We start from the raw sequence: 18541 nt of genomic DNA on the forward strand, positions 1-18541 counted from the left end.
ATCACTCTGATACCGACCGGTATCACGCACCGAGATCGGCCAGAGTGGAAGAAACAGGATAAATGATGATGCAGGACATGCAGGACAACGCCGCCCTGATCGGTGCTGAGAAAGTAACAGGAGAGCGCCACGTGACACTCAAAGAATTCATCAACCGGCTGGCCAGCGGCATGGAAGTGGCAGAGAGCCGCCTCCAGCGCGAACTGACGCAGCGCAAACGGGTGGATCGGCGCTTCTCGCTTCGGGAAGTTGGTGAGCTATTCGGCGTCAGCGAGAAGTATATGGGCGCGGTCGCACAGATGCCTGAAACCGAGCGGACCTTCCCTGCCCCGGAGATCGTGAGCGGTTCTGGAGGTCGGACCTACGCCCTCCAAGATCTGCTGCTCATGCGCGCCCACCTGCAGACGCAGCAGTATCGGAAACGACCCTATCTCTACTGGCGGCAGCCCGGTGATCCGCTCCGGATCGTGACGTTCGGTGCGCAGAAAGGCGGTACGGGAAAGTCGCTCAGCGCCTCTCACTTCGCACAATACCTGACGCTGAACTATGGGCTGAGAGTGGGTGTGATCGACTGCGATCCGCAGGCCACCGCCACGCTCTATTTCGCTGATGCTGACAGTGAGATCCATACCGACGAAGCTTATACCGTCGCTCACTTCATGGGGGTGGATGACCCATCGAGCCTCGAGGATATCGAGCGCCCTGTCGAAGAAATGGACGCAATGTGGCAGAAGAGCCAGTGGCCGGGCCTCCGCTTCATTCCCGGTGGCGGCGACATTCCCTACGGGGATGTGAGCCTTTTCCTGTTGTCGAAGAAAGGCGTCGTAGTCCCCACGATCTTAAGAGATGCAATCCGTAGGTGGGACGAGGCATATGGGCCCCACACTACCTACGCTGACCTTCGGCGGGAGGATGGCAGCTTTGATACCGATCGGTATCAAGTGGCCCTTACCGAAACTGTCGACGTGATAATCATCGACCAGCAGCCTTCACTGTCTTTCATGCAGCTCAACGGTCTGGTGGCCGCGACATCGTTGATCGTGCCGCAAACGATGAAGTCCTTTGACTTAAGCACGCTCTCATCATACGCCGACAACATTCGCGAGTATCTCGATCTGATGCCCTTCGATGAGGAGAAGCCACTCGGCCGGCACGCGGTTCTCCCGACGATCGTTCAGGAAGCCAACGATCGTGACGTTCGCCAGATCGCGGATCTCTGGTCGCGGGAGCCGGACCTCTTCACCCAGGTCTGGTATAGCCGCTCGGACGCCGTGGCCAATGCAGCTGATGAGTTCAAATCGATCTATGAGTATGACGCACCCAGGGAGCGCCGAGCGTCTGCCCGCAGCTTCATGAAGACGGCCAACGCTGTGAACGATGCGCTCGTTGACTTGGCTTGGAATGGGGCGCTGCCGACCAAAGGACACGCGCAGAAATTCATCGAGGAGAAGTGGTAATGGGAAAGAGGTTCAACATGCCGGCGGCTCCCATGAGTGAGGAAGCTAAACTGGCAGAACTCGCTGAGATCGAGCGGCTGGGTATTAAGAAGAAAACGACCAAGGTCGGAGCTACCGCTCAGGAGATCCTCAAAGCCGAACTCGAAAGATCTAAAGCTGAAGTCGCCAAGCTTAGGGCTGAGCTCGACGCAGGGCAGGGGGATAGTGAGCAGAGCAGTCGTCTCAAAGATGCGGAGAAGCGCCTTAGCGATGCGACTTCAAGAGTCGAAGTCCATACACAAACGACAGCCAAGCGTATCATCTCTGGCATGATGTCGGTCGGTATCAATCCGGACCAAATCATCGATGAGGTCAACTCTGATCGACTGGATGGCTGGCTCGAAGACCCAGAGTTCGTAGCTCTTCGGGAGAACATCCGCCTGCGCGGCCAAACTCAACCCATTCGAGTACGCCCTGTCGACGCCCGCTGGCAACCCAGCCCGTCGTCTCCCGAAGCTATCGGCACAGACGACAAGTTCGTCGTCCAGTCAGGGCGACGACGCCTCGCTGTTTGCAAGGAGCTGGGTATTCCGGTGCTTGCTGTCATCGTGACTGATGCGGCGTCAGCGCTCGGTGGCGAAGGGATTGCCCTCAGCACCCGGGCTGCTGACCTTGAAGAGCGGTTCGCCGAGAATACGATGAGGCAGGATCTCTCTATGCTCGAGGAGCTTTTCTCGATCGGGGAGATCGCCAACCAGCTCCGTGAGGAGGGGATCGAACTCAGCCAGCGGGCGCTGGCCGAGCGACTCGGTGTCACCCAGCCGAAAGTCTCCCATGCGCACCGGTGCCTTGCGAACCGAGAGAGGATCCTCGCAGAACTCGGGCGGGATGCCACTTGGGATCAGGTGAGAGAATGGTGCGCCAATCAGCAGAAGGAGGCTGGTGTCGCGAAGGGTAGGGTACCCGAGAACGCGCAGGTGGCGGCTAAGCGCACCCCGATCAGATTCAACCTCCCGGGCGCTGGTCTTGTTGTGGTAGCCCACAAGGGGAAGAAGATGACTGTGGCCGCGAAGGGTGTCCACGTCCCGCCACACCGGGAGGCGGAATTCCAAGAGCGGCTTCAAGGCCTCCTCGTGGACTATATCGGCAACCCCGAAGTGGAGTGATATCGGCCGGTATCACCAAGGTGATATTTGACCGTCCAAGCTCAAGGTTGGCTTTCCAATGCTATCCTTGAGCTTCTTTTATCCAGCAATATTAGATGCTTGATTGTTAACTGCCGCCCACTCTGAACTTAAACTTACGATCCCGAGGACTCTATACTTAGGAACAAGGGAGAGCCAGCATGAGCAAGTTGATCGCAATCTACTAGAGAACGGGTTAGCAGACGCACGAACTGGTAGTCTTCGATCCTGCTGCCTACAAGCAAGCTAAGCGCATCGCCGATGAGAGCACAGCCGAGGCTCAGGCCGCCTAGGTCGTGACCGAGGGTGGCGCGCAGGTCGTTCGGGCCAGCTGGAGCGGGCGATTTTGGCGGCGATTTCGGACGTGTCCGGCATGCCACTGGGCGTAGCACGCTCATGTCCGATAAGATGGGTTATCGGATACGACCGGGAGCAGCTGCAAAAAGGGTGCGGAGCAGAACGGTGCAACTCCCCCGACCGATCTTGTCGCTGCGGAAGTCTCGGATTGCACCGGTTGCTGACGTTCAGAACGAAGAGCGGCCCGCGGCAGACATTCTGAGCAAATCGGCTAATTGTCTGTCTTGGCGCATTGCGTTGTGCAGGCCGCTGGCGTCTGTGCCGCTGCAGACAGATCATGTGGGGTGATTTGGATCGACCCAAAGCACTTCCTCGACGACTTCGGCCGGCTCGATGTCGAGGTTGACCACGACCGGTTCTTGGTCCGACCGCACGACAACGCACGCCAACGGCTCATCAGTCGAGGCATTGATCTCTTGGTGGGGGACGAAAGGTGGCACGTAGATGAAATCGCCCGGGTCTGCCTCAGCGACGAACTCCAACCGCTCTCCCCAGCGCATCCGAGCTTTTCCACGCACAACATAGATTACGCTTTCAAGATGCCCGTGATGATGTGCGCCAGTCTTCGCATTGGGCTCCACGTCGACTGTCCCGGCCCAAATCCTCTGCGCCCCGACGCGCGCGAAATTGACTGCGGCAGCACGATCCATCCCCGGAGTCTGTGGTGTATTGTGGTCCAAGCTATCTGCTTTGATCACGCGGACTCCAGATTGCTTCCAACCATCTTGCGGGGTGGCACCTGGCATCATCTGTCCTCCCAGGTCACAGCTGTTCTATGAGGCTATCACAGTTGACCAGAGCTATGCCCGAATTTGGGTGACGCGCTTTGATCAGGCGGCGCGGTTCTTGGCGTCGAGGACGCCGTCGGTGAATTTGACGCCCTCGATCACCATTGGCAACTGGTTGGCGCCCTTCAGGCGACGCCACCCCTTCGCGGCGGCTTGCACGAGCTTGTAGACCATCAGCCGAGCCGTCTTCTGGGATAGCGCACCTTTCGTGCGGACGGTGCGGTGCCTGACGGTGGCGAACACGCTTTCAATGGGGTTCGAGGTCCGCAGATGATCCCAGTGCGCGGCGGGAAAATCATAGAACGCCAACAGCGCCTCGCGGTCCTTGGTCAGGCAGGTTGCGGCCTTGTGGTATTTCGCGCCGTATTTCTCGACGAAGACGTCCAGCGCAGCCTCGGCGGCGACACGGGTCTCGGCCTGCCAGATCTCGCGCAGGTCGGCTTTGACGGCGGGCTGGAGGGACTTGGGGACCTTGTTCAGCACGTTCGACGTCTTGTGAACCCAGCAGCGTTGGTGCCTGGTGCTGGGGAATACCTCGTCGAGCGCCTTCCAGAACCCGAGCGCGCCGTCGCCGACAGCGATCTCGGGCGCGCAGGTCAGGCCACGCGCCTTGAGGTCGACTAGCAGCTCGCGCCAGCTCTGCGCGCTCTCGCGCATGCCGACCTGAAAGCCCACGAGCTCTTTCTTTCCTTCCGGCGTCGCGCCGATGAGAACCAGCATGCATTCGGCCTGCGGCTCCATTCGGGCCTGGAGATAGACGCCGTCGGCCCAGACATAGGCGTAACGACGCGCGGCGAGGTCGCGGCGCTGCCAGCGCCCATACTCCGTTTCCCATTCACCGGTCAGGCGCGCCAGCACGCCAGGCGACAGGTTCGGGGCGTTCTCGCCGAGCAGGGCCGCGAGCGCCTCCTGGAAGTCCCCGGTCGAGATGCCGCGGAGGTAGAGAACCGGCAACAGCGCGTCCAAGCTGCGCGAGCGCCGCGCCCACCTCGGCAGGATCGCGGATGTGAACCGGATCTTATCCGCTTCGTTCTCCGCTGACCGATCCCGGACCTTCGGCCGCCTGATTGCGAGCCCGCCGATCCCGGTCTGGATCTCACGCTCGGGGCCGTAGCCATGCCGAACCACGCGCTGGCGCCCATCTGGCAGGCGGGTTTCGGCAAGCTCTGCGACGAAGGCATCCGCCTCCGCCCGCAGGGCCGCAGCCAACATCCGGCGCGCCCCCTCACGGGCGATCTCGGTCAGGGGATCGTCCAGCGAATGGGGCTGACGAAGCGGGATGATGTCAGTATCGTTCTTCATGGCGTATCGCTCCTTCGGGAGGTTCTGGCAGGCTTCAGCACCCGCCACGATACGCCGCCTTCTCAGGCCGCATCACCCATTTTCAGCCATAGCTCCGTCTTCTGGCGCAGGTCGTTTAATAGGCAAGAATGCCATTCGAGAACATAAGGGGTATAAAATACCATGTGTAGTGTTGTTATGCGGGTGTTCTGTCTATATATTGATTGCAGGGCAAGTTGATTGGGGGAGGCAGTTGCACGAGCTCGTAGAGAAGGAGACCGATATGCCCCTTGATGACACTGCACCTGGCCTTGACGCTTTGCTACTCGGAACGGCACTTGAGCTCGAACTCAGCGATCGAGATCATCGAGTTGCCGAGAGACGCTATCGATTGATCCCTGAGCATCTGCAACGGCCCGCCAGCCCGCTGCGTCCCCACATGGACAATGCGCTGGTATACGCACAAGGCTCGCGAGCGATCGGCGCGACCATCATCGACGGGGCAACGGACGACCGTTTCGATCTCGATGCCATCTTGGAGTTCAGGCGGCCCGCAGGGTGGTCGATTTCGGATGTGCTGGACGAGTTGTTCACGGCGTTTCAGGGGTTCCCCGACGTTCAAGATATCGAGCGCTGCACGCGGTGCATTCAGCTCAAGTTCGCATTCATGCATCTGGATGTGACCCCGATGGACCCTCACAGAGAGCCTCGTCCGCTTCGCTCTGGCGTGATTTACCACAGCCCGGACGACGGCGACGATCTGCTCTTCCCGGCCAACCCCTATGGCTTTGCCGATTGGTTCCAGAAGCAGGTAGCCCTCCCGAGCCGCGCCTTCAGTGACCACGTGAAGGCAATGCGGGCGAATATGGGGATCAGAGATCGCTTAATCACCAGATCGATCATGGCTGATGCGGATATCGATGCCCTGCCGGCGCCTCGAAATCCCCTTCGAGACGCCCCCCAGGTGATCGCGCTCAAACTAATGAAGCGCTACCTGAACCTGCGCTACGCAAAGCGTAGACTGAAGCGCCCCATCTCGATCTACCTGTCCAAAATCGCGGCATTGGTTTCGCCGAACGAGAACGGCCTGTGCGCTCAGCTGGAGAGCTATGCGCTCGACCTCGAGCGCCGGGTCCACACGTCCTTGGTCACCGGCGTTCCGCTTGACGAGAAGAACCCGGCCCCGCCATACGAGGACTTCAACGATCGCTGGCCGGCCAGCAACGAAGATCTGCGTGTCTTTCGTGATGACCTCCAGCACCTCATCGCCGAGCTCGCGCGGGCCCGATCGTCGAGCTTCACCGAGGTCCGCAGAATTTTCGATGAACTCTTCGGGGAACGGGTCAGTGAGAAGGCTGTCCGCTCCTACCTCGATAGCCATCGCGGATTGTCCATCCCGAGCGCCTTCGAGCCCGCGAAGGGCTTCGTGGCCGCCCCCGCCCTGCTGACACCAGCCAGCCCGAAGGCGGCGCCGACGTCCAAAGCACCTGCGCATCACTTCCACTCCGGTTGCCTGCCGAAATGAAAACGACCAAGCGATCGAAATCGCGGGAGGCACAAGTCGAGCGTATGCGGAAGGTCTGGCCGGTGCTGAAGCCGTTGACCGTGTTCGCGGACGGTCAGGTAGCCTGGATCGGCCCGGTCCGTGGCTTCCAGATGAGCTACAAGGTGGTCGTCGTCTGGAACCCCGCCAAGACAATTTCTCCACTGGTGTTCGTCCGCCAGCCCACCATCGCGCCTCGGCCCGGAGCCGACTGGATCGATATACCGCACCTGCTCTACGACCCGGGATCGCCCAAGGACTCCGCGCTCTGTCTGTTCGACCCGGAGCAGAACGAGTGGCGCAGCTCGATGTGGATCTCCGACACGATCGTCCCTTGGGCTTCGGAATGGCTGCATCACTACGAGCTCTGGCATTTTGACGGAGTGTGGCGCGGAGCCAATGCTCCCGGGCCCATCTCGATCGGGGCCGGCATGAACCGTTCTGAGACCCGCTTATCCACGAGAAAAAGCAGCTAATAGACCAAGACTCTGATTTAGCTTAGCTTTTCCGCCATATCGCCGCATTTTGCGCGATTTTCCAGGTTTCTTCTTCGCCGAACACCCGCCGGGCCAACATTGCTCGGTTGGCGGAACGAGCGGAGAGCCCTGATGATCACCGAACTGAAGTCGATCCCTGACATCTGGAAGCGGATGCCGAGCGAGATGCACGCGCGACGCTTCCTGGAGGGTATCATATGGTCGACCGGCAGGCACTGTCCGCATTGCGGGTCGGCGACCTCGTCGGCGCTGCGCGGAAGGACCTGCCGACCGGGGCTCTACCAGTGCCGAGACTGCCGTCTCCAATTCACGGTCACCACGCTCACCCCGATGCACGGCACCAAGCTCGACTTGCGTATCTGGATCTGCGCGATGTTCCTGGTGCTCACATCGAGCAAGGGCATATCCTCGGTCGTGATGGCACGGCTGCTCGGCGTGAACCAGAAGACCGCGTGGAAGATGGGGCACGCCATCAGGGAAATGATGGACGACCGGAACGCCGAGCTGCTGCCGCTGGAGGACATCGTCGAGGTGGACGAGGCGTATGTCGGGGGAGCCCCTAAATCCCTGTCAGAGGCCTATAATCCACGCGGCAAGGGCACTGGGAAGCCGATGATCTTCGTGGCGGCCTCTCGCGATGGGCAGACACGCGCCAGGGTCGTTTCCGATGACAAAAGGGCGACGCTCGAGCCGGTTCTCCTGGAGTGGATCGACCCCGAGACGACGAACCTGATGACCGATGGAAGCAAGAGCTACCGGGGTCTGGGACAGACGATGGCCGACCACCAGTATGTGATCCACAGCCAGAAAGAGTATGCCAACCCGGAGACCGGCGCCCACGTGAACACGGCTGAGGCAGTGATCTCCCAGGTGCAGCGCGCTTTGGTCGGGGTCTACCACAACCTCGGTCGACAGCACCTCCAGCGATACCTCGACGAGATTGTCTGGCGGTGGAACCATCGCGACCCGGTCCGGGAAGTGGTCAAGCAATGGACTACGAAGGCCGGCATCGACCGGGAGAAATCGACGACAATCTGGAAGCCGATCCCTGTGGCCGACCAGATGCGCGTCTTGCTTCAGGGGGCGGTCGGAAAGCAGATCCGCCGCTCGAAGGAATACGGGCTATACTGGCCGTAGCCTGAAGTGCGCATCCCTCCACGGTCCGAACTCGTAGGCTCATCTCACCAGCAGGATCGGCACCTTACAGGTGCGGATCATCTCGAGGCTCGTCGAGCCCACGAAGAGCGACCGCAGACGGGAATGCCCCGAGGCCCCCATGACGAGATGATCGACCCCGGCCTCGTCGATGAGCTTGCCGAGGGCCTCCTCCGGCTGGCCGGGAAGGATGCCCGTCTCCGCCTCGAGCCCGGCGGGCCAGGAGCAGAGCCTTCGCGTCCTCAATCCCTTTCTTCGTCGCCTCCGTTTCGGACCCGACCGTGACGATCCTGATCCCGAGCCCCGCATAGAGCGGAGAGCGCGCCACGTAATCGACCGCACGCATGGCGCTCGCGCTGCCGTCGTAGGCGATGAGCACCTTGCCGATCGGGCGGAATGCCCGGGACGCGATGAACAGAGGCTTCGACGCGGCACGGACCACGCGCTCCAGGTTCGAGCCGAGGTGCCCCTTTGCAAAGTCGGCGGCCTCGCCGCGTTTGCCGATCAGGATCATCTCGGCACCGCCTTCCTTCTCGGAGATCGCCTCGATCAGATCCCCGTGGCGCAGGTGCTCCGTCGCACGGACACACTCGCGTCGTCGAGAAGCGCCTTTGCGTCCTCGAGGATGGCACGGCCGCGCGTAAGGGCCAGTTTCGCGCGCTGCTCATCGAGACTGGACAGCTCCTCCAGTAGGGCGCTGCGTGCGCCGAGGGAGATTGCGCCGGAGAGGTCCGATCCCGCGCCACTCTCGCGCCGACCGAGCACGTGCATCAGCTCGACCGCATAGTCGCCGCATCCGGCGATCCATGCGGCGTGGTCGCAGACGCTCCTCGAGTAGGCGGAGCCGTCTACCAGGGCGATAATCTTCTTGGTCATGACGTCTCCTCCCTCAATGCGCCATCAGCTTGTCCATCGCGCCGGGCTTGTCGTGCACGGCAAGCCTGTCGACGATGGTTTCGGACGCTTCATTCATGCCGACGATCTCGACTTCAGAGCCATCCCTGCGGAACTTGAGCACGGCCATGTCGAGGGCAGCAACTGAGGAGATGTCCCAGATATGCGCGCGGCTCACGTCGATCACCACGCGGTCAGCGGCCTCCTTGAAGTCGAAGGCGTCCATGAAATCCTCCGCCGAGGCGAAGAAGAGCTGCCCCTCGACATGGTAGGTCCGCACGCGCCCGTCCTCAGACAGGGACGAGGAGACCCGGAACAGCTGCGCAATCTTGCCCGCGAAGAACAGACCCGACAGCAGCACGCCGACGAGCACGCCGATGGCGAGGTTGTGGGTGTAGACCACGACCGCCACCGTCGCGAGCATGACGATGGACGAAGACCGAGGGTGCGTCTTCAGCTGTTTGATCGAGGACCAGGAGAAGGTGCCGATCGAGACCATAATCATGATTGCCACGAGCGCGGCCATCGGAATCTGCGCCACGAGTTCGCCAAGCGGGACCACCATCAAGAGCAAGAAGACACCGGCCGCGAAGCACGAGAGCCGTCCGCGGCCGCCGGATTTGATGTTGATCATCGACTGCCCGATCATCGCGCAGCCGGCCATGCCGCCGATAAAGCCCGTCGCCGTGTTGGCGAGGCCCTGGCCGATACACTCCTGGTTCCGGTCCGACCCCGTGTCCGTCAGATCGTCGACGATATTCTCGGTCATCATGCTCTCGAGCAGCCCGACGACGGCCACCGCCGCCGAATAGGGTAGTATGATCGCGAGCGTCTCGAGATTGAGCGGAATGTCTGGGATCAGGAAGACCGGCAGCGTGTCGGGCAGCGCGCCCATGTCGCCGACGGTGCGGACGTCCCAGCCCATGACCATCACCACTGCCGTCAGGAGGATGATCGTCACCAGCGGCGAGGGCACGGCCCGAGTGAGATAGGGAAAGAGGTAGATAATCCCGAGGCCGGCCGCGACCAGCGGATAAGTGAGCCAAGGCACCCCCGTCAGTTCCGGGATCTGCGCCATAAGATCAGAATGGCGAGCGCGTTGACGCCCGTCATCACCGAGCGCGAGACAAAGCGCATCAGGTGCCCCAGCCGCGCGAAACCGGCAGCGATCTGGAGAAGGCCGGCGAGCACCGTGGTCGCCAAGAGGTATTCGAGGCCGTGGTCGGCGACGAGTGTCACCATCAGCACAGCCGTGGCGGCTGTCGCAGCCGAGATCATGCCCGGCCGGCCGCCGGCGATGGCAGTGACGACGGCAATGGAGAACGAGGCGTAGAGACCCACCTGGGGGTCCACGCCGGCAATGATCGAGAAGGCAATCGCTTCGGGAATGAGGGCGAGCGCGACGACGATGCCGGAGAGCAGATCGCCGCGCACGTTACCGAGCCATTGGCGTCGGTAGGCGTCGAGGTTCATGTTTAAGTGTTCCGTTCCTGTCCGGTTCGGCGGCTATGCCGCACCGGTCATCTTTGCAGATAATCTTGGTTGGCCCGGCGGATCGGCGGCCGGGAGAGCCACCCAGGGATCGCACCCCGGGTCCAGATGATTGGATCGCAGATAGCGGGTGGCCTCCCAGAGTGCAACCAGATCAACCCACTCGGGATCATACGGAGAAGAGGCCGACAAGGATCGCGGCTGCCTTCAAGGGCGCGCGCAAAGGCACGCACGGCAGCGCGAATGGTCTCCGTTTTCGAGAGGACTTATTCTGGATTTCACGGATTTGGTGATCTGCTTTCTTTGGTGGATAAGCGGGTTCTGAGAAGGAGCTGCGGAATGTCTCGGGGGCATAGCCCAAAGCCAGTGACGCGTATGGTTGTGTGGGGACGAGCCGCAGGTCGATGCTCCTACCCCAACTGCGGAAAGCAGCTCGATGGTGACTTGATTACCGGAGACCTGCGAAAGAACCATGCCCTTCTTGCGCACATTGTTGCCTCCGATCCGAAAGGGCCGAGGGGTGATCAGGTATTGTCACTTCAACTCTCGGACGACCCGGACAACCTCATGCTGATGTGTGCGGTTCATCACGACGAGATCGACGACAGAAACAAGTTGGACATCTATACCGTCGAGACGCTGCTGGACATGAAGCGGCGACACGAAGAAAGAATTGCCAGGGCCCTTGAATTCCCTCACGCGCCACGGGCACACATCCTTCGAATCTCGGCAGCAATTGGCGACAACGAGACAGCCATCCCTCGCCAAGATTGTGCACGAGCCATGATCCCACAGTTCGTTATCGCGGATCGAAATCCGATCGACATCTCGATCCGAGGGCTCGAGCACAAGGATTCCGACCGAAACTACTACGACACCGAGCTGACCAACCTCCACAGGGTCTACGACCGAGAGATCCGGGGTCGCTTCAGGGACGGCGAACTGGAGCATCTTGCCGTATTCGGTTTCGCGCCCATCCCCTTGCTCATGGAACTCGGCCGATTGCTATCCGACCTCAGCGACGTCACGGTTTTCGGTAGGCATCGCGGGCCTCATCCAAGCTGGGTTTGGCCGAACGACTCTCCGGATATCTCGTTTGAAAGACGGAAGGGCAATTCTGCGCACAAGCAGGTAGCGCTGAAGCTCGCCGTTTCGGCGGAGATTCCAGACAGCCGCGTGACGTCGGTGCTCGGCGAAGATGTCTCGATCTGGGAAATTCGCAGTTCTGAATTTGGCACAAGCGTGCTGCGCAGTCAGTCTGTGCTGAGTGACTACAGAAAGCTCGCTGGTCGGGTATTCGACGAAATCAAGACAGAGCATGGACCGGACGCTTGCGTGTCTGTCTTTCCGGCCGTGCCCACCACCTGCGCTATTGAATTCGGGCGTGTCTGGCAGCCGAAGGCCCATCCGCCTTTCAACGTTTACGATGAAACACCATCGGGCTTCATACGGCGGCATAGGATTGAATAACCCCGTGCCTTGTGAACGCCTTTTTCGCTAATTTTGAGGCAAGGAGGCCATGATGAGCAGCAGCAGGTTCGGCGACGAGTTCAAGCAGGACGTGGTCGCGCAGATCACCGAGCGAGGCTACCCGGTCAGGGAGGTGCCATAGCGGCTCGGGGTCAGCCCGTATTCGCTCTATGCCCGAAAGAAGAGGCTCGCGAAGGCGTCATCAGGCGAGGCGGAAAAGGCACCGAGATCCGGCGCCTGAAGAAGGAACTGGCGCGGGTTCCGTGTCCGTCGTCAGATGATCTGGGACACGGTGGCCTGATGTCGAATGGAGGGTCTGGCTCGTTCGGGTTTCGGTTCATGCCGCCGTCTGGCGATGCAGCGAACGGCGCTTTTCGATCGTCCTGGCTTTGATCTCCTTTCGTCGATTGAGGATGGTGTCGGCCCCGCCGAGATAGACGTCGACAGGGGCGAGATTGCGGAGGCTCTCGTGGTAGCGGTGATGGTTGTAGTGGTCGACGAAAGCCGCCACGGCTTCTTCGAGCGCCCCGGGCAGGTAGTAGTTCTCGAGCAGGATGCGGTTCTTCAGGGTCTGGTGCCAGCGCTCGATCTTGCCCTGGGTCTGGGGGTGGTTCGGGGCGCCGCGCACATGGTCCATGCCCTTGTCACCGAGCCAACCGGCCAGCTCCCCGGAGATGTAGCTGCTGCAATTGTCGCTGAGCAGCCGGGGCCGGTGGGCGACGGTGGACCGATCGCAGTCCGAGGCGACCAAGGCATCTTCCAGCGTCGCGGTCACATCCGCCGCCTTCATCGTTGTGCAGAGCCGCCAGGCGACGACGTAGCGGCTGTAGTCGTCGAGGATGGTCGAGAGGTAAAACCAGCCCCAGCCGATGACCTTCAGATAGGTGAAGTCGGTCTGCCAGAGCTGGTTGGGCCGGGTTGTCTTCTCGTGGAACTCGTTCGCTGCCTTGATCACCACGAAGGCGGGGCTGGCGATCAGGTCGTGGGCCTTCAGAACCCTGTAGACGCTGGCCTCGGACACGAAGTAACGCCGGGTGTCGGTGAAGCGGGCGGCGAGCTCCCGGGGTGACAGCTCGGGCTGCTCCAGGGCCAGATCGACGATCTGCTTGCGCACCTTGTCGGGAATCCGGTTCCAGACCCGGCTCGGTCGCGAGGGCCGGTCCTCGAGCCCGGCGGGGCCCGGCGACAGATAGCGGTCATACCAGCGGTAGAAGCTCGCGCGCGGCACGCCGATCATGTCGAGCGTCCGCTTCGCCGGCAGGTGTGACCGCTCCACCTGCCGGGTGATCTCGAGCTTCTCGGAAGCGGGATATCTCATGCCTCGTCTCCCCCATCCCCGAGCATGCTTTTTTTGAGCAGGCGGTTCTCCAGGGTGAGATCGGCCACTGCCTCCTTCAGTGCCGAGGCCTCGTGCCGCAGCTCCTTGACCTCGGGGCTGGTGGCCTGACGGGCCGTGTCGCCCGCGAGCCGCTTCTTGCCGGCCTCGAGGAACTCCTTCGACCAGCTGTAGTAGAGGCTCGTGGCGATTCCCTCGCGCCGGCAGAGTTCGGCATTCGCCATTGTCGCTTGGACCGATGGCGCGACATGGCTCACTGTCCTCGCCGCGCAGCCCATCCAGAACAATGCGGATCTTTTCCTCGGCCGAATGGTGCTTCCGGGTGCGCCGACGGATGTCCTTCACCAGCGACTGCGCTATCGATCGGCATGTGGGCGGCCTTCAGCCGATTTTCCAGATCCGGGCTTGACAGCAGATTTCCCGATTCCCACATGCGCCTCGGGGATGCCGGAGGCGGGTCCCCGGGTAGTGGACAGACGGAGGTTCGGCGCATCGCGGCCTTCCCGTCGACTGCCGATCTGGCGGCGGTGCCATGAGGCGCGCCGGCCGACAGCAGTGCTCCGCCCTGCAACCTGCCTTTCCGGGACATCCTCGCATCGATCGATCGTGCGCCGCCGCGGCGCGTGCTGCCGCGGCCCCGCGATCCGACAGATGGACGCCACAGGAAAGGAGGAGACCAATGCTTCAGACATCCTTTGCGCCCTTCGGCATGGCGGACCCCTTTGCCGACATGCGGCGGATGCAGCGCGACATGAACCGCATGTTCGATGGGCTCGGCACGGCACCGCGTGACGGCCACCCCGCGATCAACTTCTGGGCCGGGGAGGACAGCATCGTGCTGACCGCCGAGCTTCCGGGGCTGTCACAGGACGATATCGAACTCACCGTGAAGGACGGCATCGTCACGCTGTCGGGGCACTATCCCGAGCCGCAGACCGGGGAGGACGCGACATGGCATCGCCGCGAGCGCCCGCAGGGGCGTTTCTCCCGCAGCATCGAACTTCCGTTCCGCATCGCCCCCGACCGGGTCGAGGCCCGGTTCGCGAACGGGGTGCTGACGGTGGAGATGCAGCGCCCCGAGGAGGACAAGCCCAAGCGCATCGAGATCAAGTCGTCCTGACATCGCAGGAGAAAGGAGGAGAACATGGCACAGGAAGTTGCGCGTCAGGAAGGACGCGAGATGGCCGAAACCGGCAAGGACCGCATGGCGATGAGCTTCACCCCGGCGGTCGACATCTTCGAGACGAACGGCACCACCGTGATCATGGCCGACATGCCCGGCGTCGCGCCCGAGGATGTCGACGTGACGCTCGAGCGGCAGGTGCTGACGCTTCAAAGCAAGGTGCGGCCGCACGCCCCTGAGGGCTACCGGCGGCTGTCGACCGAGTACCGCGAGGGCGACTACGTCCGGGTCTTCACCCTGTCTGACGAGGTCGACCAGTCGAAGATCAAGGCCGATTTCAAGCACGGCGTGCTGCGGCTCGAATTGCCACGCGCGCCCGAGGCCAAGCCGAAGAAGATCAAGGTCAGGGCGAACTGACGTCCTGACCCGAACCTAGGAGGAAAAACGACATGCATATCAGCGATCTCATTCCCTGGGGTCGTGAGAAACCCAAGACCCCGGCCAATGGCGATGGCGGCACCACCAGCCCGCTCGCCATGCTGCAACGCGACATCAACCACGTGTTCGAGGAGTTCTGGCACAAGGTCGATAACGGTCGGAACGGCCAGCGCGGCCCGATCGGCCTGTTCGGTCCCAGCGCCGACGTCACCGAGACCGATAACGGCATCGAGGTGGCGGTCGAACTACCCGGCATGAATGTCGAGGATGTCGACATCTCTCTGTCCGGCGACGTGATGACGATCCGAGGCGAGAAGAAGGTCGAGTACGAGGAAAAGCGCAAGGGCGTCTATCTGTCCGAGCGCTCCTTTGGTGCCTTCGCGCGCACCATTCCGCTGCCGCCGGGGGTCGATGCCGACAAGGCCGAGGCGCGCTTCGAAAAAGGCGTGCTCAAGGTCAGCCTGCCGAAGACCGCCGAGGCGCAGGCGCGCGTCAAGCGCATCCCCGTCAAGGCCGCCTGAGCCCGTTCGGGCGGCCGGTGGCGACCGGGCGCCCAGCTCGCTTCATTAGTCAAGGAGGAGACGATGCCCGGTCCCGTGCCCAGCCCCTGGATCGCTCTGCGTCGCTGGCTGGCGGCGCTCTGCATGACGTTGCTGGCCGCCAACCCCATGGTGGCCCAGACGCCCGATCGCCCGCTGTTCCTGAATGATGACGGCCTGCCGACCCTCGCGCCGCTTCTGGCCGAGGTGACGCCCGCCGTGGTCAACATCTCGGTCGAGACGCGACAGGACGTGGAGAGCAACCCGCTCTTCGCCGATCCCTTCTTCCGGCGCTATTTCGACTTGCCGCCGATGCCCCAGCCCTCGCCACGCCAGCAGATGAGTGCGGGTTCGGGCGTCATCGTCGACGCCGAGGAAGGCTACGTGCTCACCAATCACCACGTCGTCGCGGAGGGCGACAGGATCGTGGTTACGCTGAAGGACCGCCGCCGCTTCGAGGCGGAGCTGGTCGGCAGCGATCCCGGTACCGACATCGCGCTTTTGCAGATCGAAGCTGAGGATATCGCCGAGCTGGAACTCGGCGACAGCGACCGTCTGGAGGTGGGGGACTACGTGCTCGCCATCGGCAACCCGTTCGGGCTGGGTCAGACCGTCACATCCGGCATCGTCAGCGCGTTGGGGCGCAGCGGCCTCAACGTCGACGGCTACGAGGACTTCATCCAGACCGATGCCTCGATCAATCCTGGCAACTCGGGCGGGGCACTAGTAACGCTCGACGGGCGGCTCGTCGGCATCAACACCGCGATCATCGCGCCCTCTGGCGGCAATGTCGGCATCGGATTCGCCGTTCCGGCCAATATGGCCCACGCCGTGATGGATCAGCTGGTCGAGTTCGGCGAGGTGCGGCGCGGCCAGCTCGGCGTGATGATTCAGGATTTCACACCGGACCTCGCCGAAGCGCTGGGGATCGAGGCTGGACTCGGTGCGGTGGTGACGCAGGTGGAACCCGGCAGCGCCGCCGAGGAGGCAGGGCTGGAGCCCGGCGACCTGATCGTCTCGGTCGATGGCCGCCCGGTCGCGGGCTCGGCCGACCTGCGCAGCCAGATCGGCCTGAAGCGGATCGGCAGCCCGGTCGAGCTGGAGGTGATCCGCGACGGTGATGCGGTGACGGTCGAGGCCGAGTTGCGCGAGGGCGGGCTGGTCGCCTCGCTCACGGATGATCGGGCGATGGATCGGCTGTCAGGCGCAGAGCTGCGTGACCTGGAGCCGGGTGATCCGATGTTCGGCGGCGAACCGGGTGTGCTGGTGGCGCGGGTCGATCCCGGCAGCCGCGCGGCGCGGTCGGGGTTGATGGCTGGCGACGTGATCCTTGCGGTGAACCGTGCCCCGGTCGGATCGCTGGTCGAGCTGCGCCGGCAATTGGCAGGGGTCGAAGGGGCGCTCGCATTGACGGTCCAGCGCGGCTCGGCCCGGATCTTTCTGGTGATGCGCTGAGCCCCAAGCAGGAAAGGAGGTCTGACATGGAAGAGCTCGAGATCAAAAAGGACGAAGCCAATACCGATACCCAGGAGCCGCAGATCGATGCAGCGGTGCAGCCTACCGAGGGCACCGGGGCGGACCACACCGCAACGGTGAACGAGAAGATCGCGGACCTGACCGATCGCTGGAAGCGCGCCATGGCCGAGGCCGAGAACGCTCGCAAGCGCGCCGAGATCGCCCGCGTCGAAGGGCGCGATCACGGCATCGCACTCGCCATAGAGGCCTTGGCGCCTGGCTTCGACGCCTTGGCGCTCGGGATCGAGGCCGCGCGGTCCGGACCGGATACCAAGGACGAGCGCGTGGCGCAGCACCTCGAAGGGCTGGAGCGCATCCGGGCCTGTTTCGAGACCGCGATGAAGGCCCTCGACGTGCGTATCATTGCGCCCGAGGACACGGGTTTCGACCCGGTCCATCACGAGGCCATCGATACCCGGGTCGAGGACGGCGTCGAGGCCGGGCGGGTGCTGGTGCTGCACCGGCCGGGCTACGCCATCGGCCGGCGGCTGATCCGCCCCGCCCGGGTGACGGTCAGCGCCGCGCCGGGACGGCAGGAGGGCTGAGCCATGCTGAGGCTGGCGTTGTTCCTTGGCACGAACCTCGCGGTGCTCCTCGTGCTGTCGCTGGCCTTCCGGGTGCTGGGGATCGAGGGGCTGCTCGCCGCGAACGGCGTCGATCTCGATCTCACGGCGCTGCTGGTATTCGCTGCGGTGATCGGCTTCGGCGGTTCGCTCGTCTCGCTGGTGCTGTCGAAGCCGATGGCCAAAGCGACGATGCGGGTGCGGGTGATCGAAGCCCCTCGCAATCCGACCGAGCGCTGGCTGTTGCAGACCGCACGGGATCAGGCGCTGCGCGCCGGGATCGCGATGCCCGAGGTCGGCATCTTCGATCACCCGTCGCCCAATGCCTTCGCCACCGGCTGGCGGCGCGACGCGGCGCTGATCGCGGTGAGCACCGGCCTGCTTGCCCATATGCGGCAGGAGGAGGTGGAGGCCGTGCTCGGCCATGAGGTCGCTCATGCCGCGAATGGCGACATGGTGACGCTGGCGCTGATCCAAGGGGTGGTGAACACTTTCGTGGTGTTCCTGTCGCGACTGGCTGGGTTCCTGGTCGACCGGCTCGTGCTACGGGTCGAGCGCGGCCATGGGCCGGGCTACTGGATCGTCTCGCTGGTGACCGAGATGGTGCTGGGCGTGCTGGCGACGGCGATCGTCATGTGGTTCTCGCGCTGGCGAGAGTTCCGCGCGGACGCCGGCGGGGCCGCGCTGGCCGGGCGCGACAACATGATCGCCGCGCTGGAGCGGTTGCGGCACTTACGGCACGCCCCACCGCTACCCGACGAGATGCGCGCCATGGCCTTCGACGCGGGCCGCGTGCAGGCGCTCTTCGCCAGTCACCCGCCGCTGGAGGCGCGGATCGCGGCGCTGCGGGCGCGCGCCCATGGCGCCTCCCTCCACCGCGGCGGCGGACGACGTGCGCGACTTTGACGAGGTGTTCGGTCTGTTCGACCGT

General features: G+C 63.0%; 14 protein-coding genes, 4 pseudogenes and 1 other annotated feature. Of the genes and pseudogenes, 13 read left to right on the forward strand and 5 right to left on the reverse strand.

Going from position 1 to position 18541, the window contains the following annotated elements:
* Window positions 1-68 precede the first annotated feature (68 nt).
* A complete protein-coding gene (locus tag ACRAQ3_RS20555; protein ID WP_432257175.1) occupies window positions 69-1457 on the forward strand; it encodes a ParA family protein in 1389 nt (462 codons plus the stop codon).
* A complete protein-coding gene (locus tag ACRAQ3_RS20560) occupies window positions 1457-2602 on the forward strand; it encodes a ParB N-terminal domain-containing protein (protein WP_322338203.1) in 1146 nt (381 codons plus the stop codon). Before ACRAQ3_RS20555 ends, ACRAQ3_RS20560 begins: the two co-directional genes overlap by 1 nt.
* 650 nt (window positions 2603-3252) lie before the next feature.
* Here ACRAQ3_RS20560 and ACRAQ3_RS20565 read toward each other — a convergent pair.
* A complete protein-coding gene (locus tag ACRAQ3_RS20565; protein ID WP_322338202.1) occupies window positions 3253-3723 on the reverse strand; it encodes a cupin domain-containing protein in 471 nt (156 codons plus the stop codon).
* Between the two features lie 84 nt (window positions 3724-3807).
* Window positions 3808-5067, reverse strand: a complete 1260-nt coding sequence (locus tag ACRAQ3_RS20570) for an IS256 family transposase (protein WP_322337585.1) — start codon at window positions 5065-5067, stop codon at window positions 3808-3810.
* Window positions 5068-5329: 262 nt separating this feature from the next.
* Between ACRAQ3_RS20570 and ACRAQ3_RS20575 the strand changes: the two genes are divergently transcribed.
* The 3 genes from ACRAQ3_RS20575 to ACRAQ3_RS20585 all read left to right on the forward strand — a co-directional run bounded on the left by ACRAQ3_RS20575 (window position 5330) and on the right by ACRAQ3_RS20585 (window position 8223).
* On the forward strand, window positions 5330-6571 hold the full coding sequence (locus ACRAQ3_RS20575; RefSeq protein ID WP_322338201.1) for a nucleotidyltransferase domain-containing protein: 1242 nt from the start codon (window positions 5330-5332) through the stop codon (window positions 6569-6571).
* Complete coding sequence (locus ACRAQ3_RS20580) at window positions 6568-7065, forward strand: hypothetical protein (protein ID WP_322338200.1); 498 nt, start codon at window positions 6568-6570, stop codon at window positions 7063-7065. The genes ACRAQ3_RS20575 and ACRAQ3_RS20580 overlap by 4 nt, the downstream gene beginning before the upstream one ends.
* Window positions 7066-7197: 132 nt before the next feature.
* A complete protein-coding gene (locus ACRAQ3_RS20585) occupies window positions 7198-8223 on the forward strand; it encodes an IS1595 family transposase (protein ID WP_322336323.1) in 1026 nt (341 codons plus the stop codon).
* Window positions 8224-8262: 39 nt separating this feature from the next.
* On the opposite strand, the pseudogene ACRAQ3_RS20590 reads toward ACRAQ3_RS20585, so the two are convergent.
* Window positions 8263-9117 (reverse strand): annotated as a pseudogene (locus ACRAQ3_RS20590) (universal stress protein).
* Between the two features lie 13 nt (window positions 9118-9130).
* Window positions 9131-10608, reverse strand: a pseudogene (locus ACRAQ3_RS20595) (SulP family inorganic anion transporter).
* Between the two features lie 68 nt (window positions 10609-10676).
* Window positions 10677-10735: a sequence feature (sul1 is cis-regulatory element that is thought to sense ions involved in sulfur or methionine metabolism; They are found in Alphaproteobacteria), on the reverse strand.
* Between the two features lie 266 nt (window positions 10736-11001).
* Here ACRAQ3_RS20595 and ACRAQ3_RS20600 point away from each other — a divergent pair.
* On the forward strand, window positions 11002-12096 hold the full coding sequence (locus ACRAQ3_RS20600) for an SAVED domain-containing protein (RefSeq protein ID WP_432257184.1): 1095 nt from the start codon (window positions 11002-11004) through the stop codon (window positions 12094-12096).
* Window positions 12097-12145: 49 nt separating this feature from the next.
* Window positions 12146-12357: pseudogene (locus tag ACRAQ3_RS20605) on the forward strand (transposase); the annotation flags it as partial.
* A gap of 76 nt (window positions 12358-12433) precedes the next feature.
* Here the strand turns inward: ACRAQ3_RS20605 and ACRAQ3_RS20610 are convergent.
* Window positions 12434-13792 (reverse strand): annotated as a pseudogene (locus tag ACRAQ3_RS20610) (IS3 family transposase).
* 319 nt (window positions 13793-14111) lie between these two features.
* On the opposite strand from ACRAQ3_RS20610, the gene ACRAQ3_RS20615 reads away from it, so the two are divergent.
* From ACRAQ3_RS20615 to htpX, 6 genes are all read left to right on the forward strand, one after another.
* On the forward strand, window positions 14112-14552 hold the full coding sequence (locus ACRAQ3_RS20615; protein WP_322338198.1) for an Hsp20/alpha crystallin family protein: 441 nt from the start codon (window positions 14112-14114) through the stop codon (window positions 14550-14552).
* 24 nt (window positions 14553-14576) lie between these two features.
* On the forward strand, window positions 14577-14972 hold the full coding sequence (locus ACRAQ3_RS20620; RefSeq protein WP_322338197.1) for an Hsp20/alpha crystallin family protein: 396 nt from the start codon (window positions 14577-14579) through the stop codon (window positions 14970-14972).
* Between the two features lie 32 nt (window positions 14973-15004).
* Window positions 15005-15514 (forward strand): Hsp20/alpha crystallin family protein, encoded by a 510-nt coding sequence (locus ACRAQ3_RS20625; RefSeq protein WP_322338196.1) that lies wholly within the window; start codon window positions 15005-15007, stop codon window positions 15512-15514.
* Window positions 15515-15577: 63 nt separating this feature from the next.
* The gene (locus tag ACRAQ3_RS20630; RefSeq protein WP_407660156.1) at window positions 15578-16987 is read left to right on the forward strand and encodes a DegQ family serine endoprotease; all 1410 of its coding nucleotides are present in this window, start codon (window positions 15578-15580) and stop codon (window positions 16985-16987) included.
* A gap of 26 nt (window positions 16988-17013) precedes the next feature.
* On the forward strand, window positions 17014-17592 hold the full coding sequence (locus ACRAQ3_RS20635) for a nucleotide exchange factor GrpE (protein ID WP_322338195.1): 579 nt from the start codon (window positions 17014-17016) through the stop codon (window positions 17590-17592).
* Between the two features lie 3 nt (window positions 17593-17595).
* Window positions 17596-18516 carry a protease HtpX gene (gene htpX, locus ACRAQ3_RS20640; RefSeq protein ID WP_322338194.1) on the forward strand — a complete coding sequence of 307 codons (921 nt, stop codon included), beginning with the start codon at window positions 17596-17598 and terminating at the stop codon, window positions 18514-18516.
* Window positions 18517-18541: the final 25 nt, after the last annotated feature.

It is taken from the genome of Limimaricola sp. AA108-03 (assembly GCF_050847355.1).
Taxonomy (GTDB): Bacteria; Pseudomonadota; Alphaproteobacteria; order Rhodobacterales; family Rhodobacteraceae; genus Limimaricola.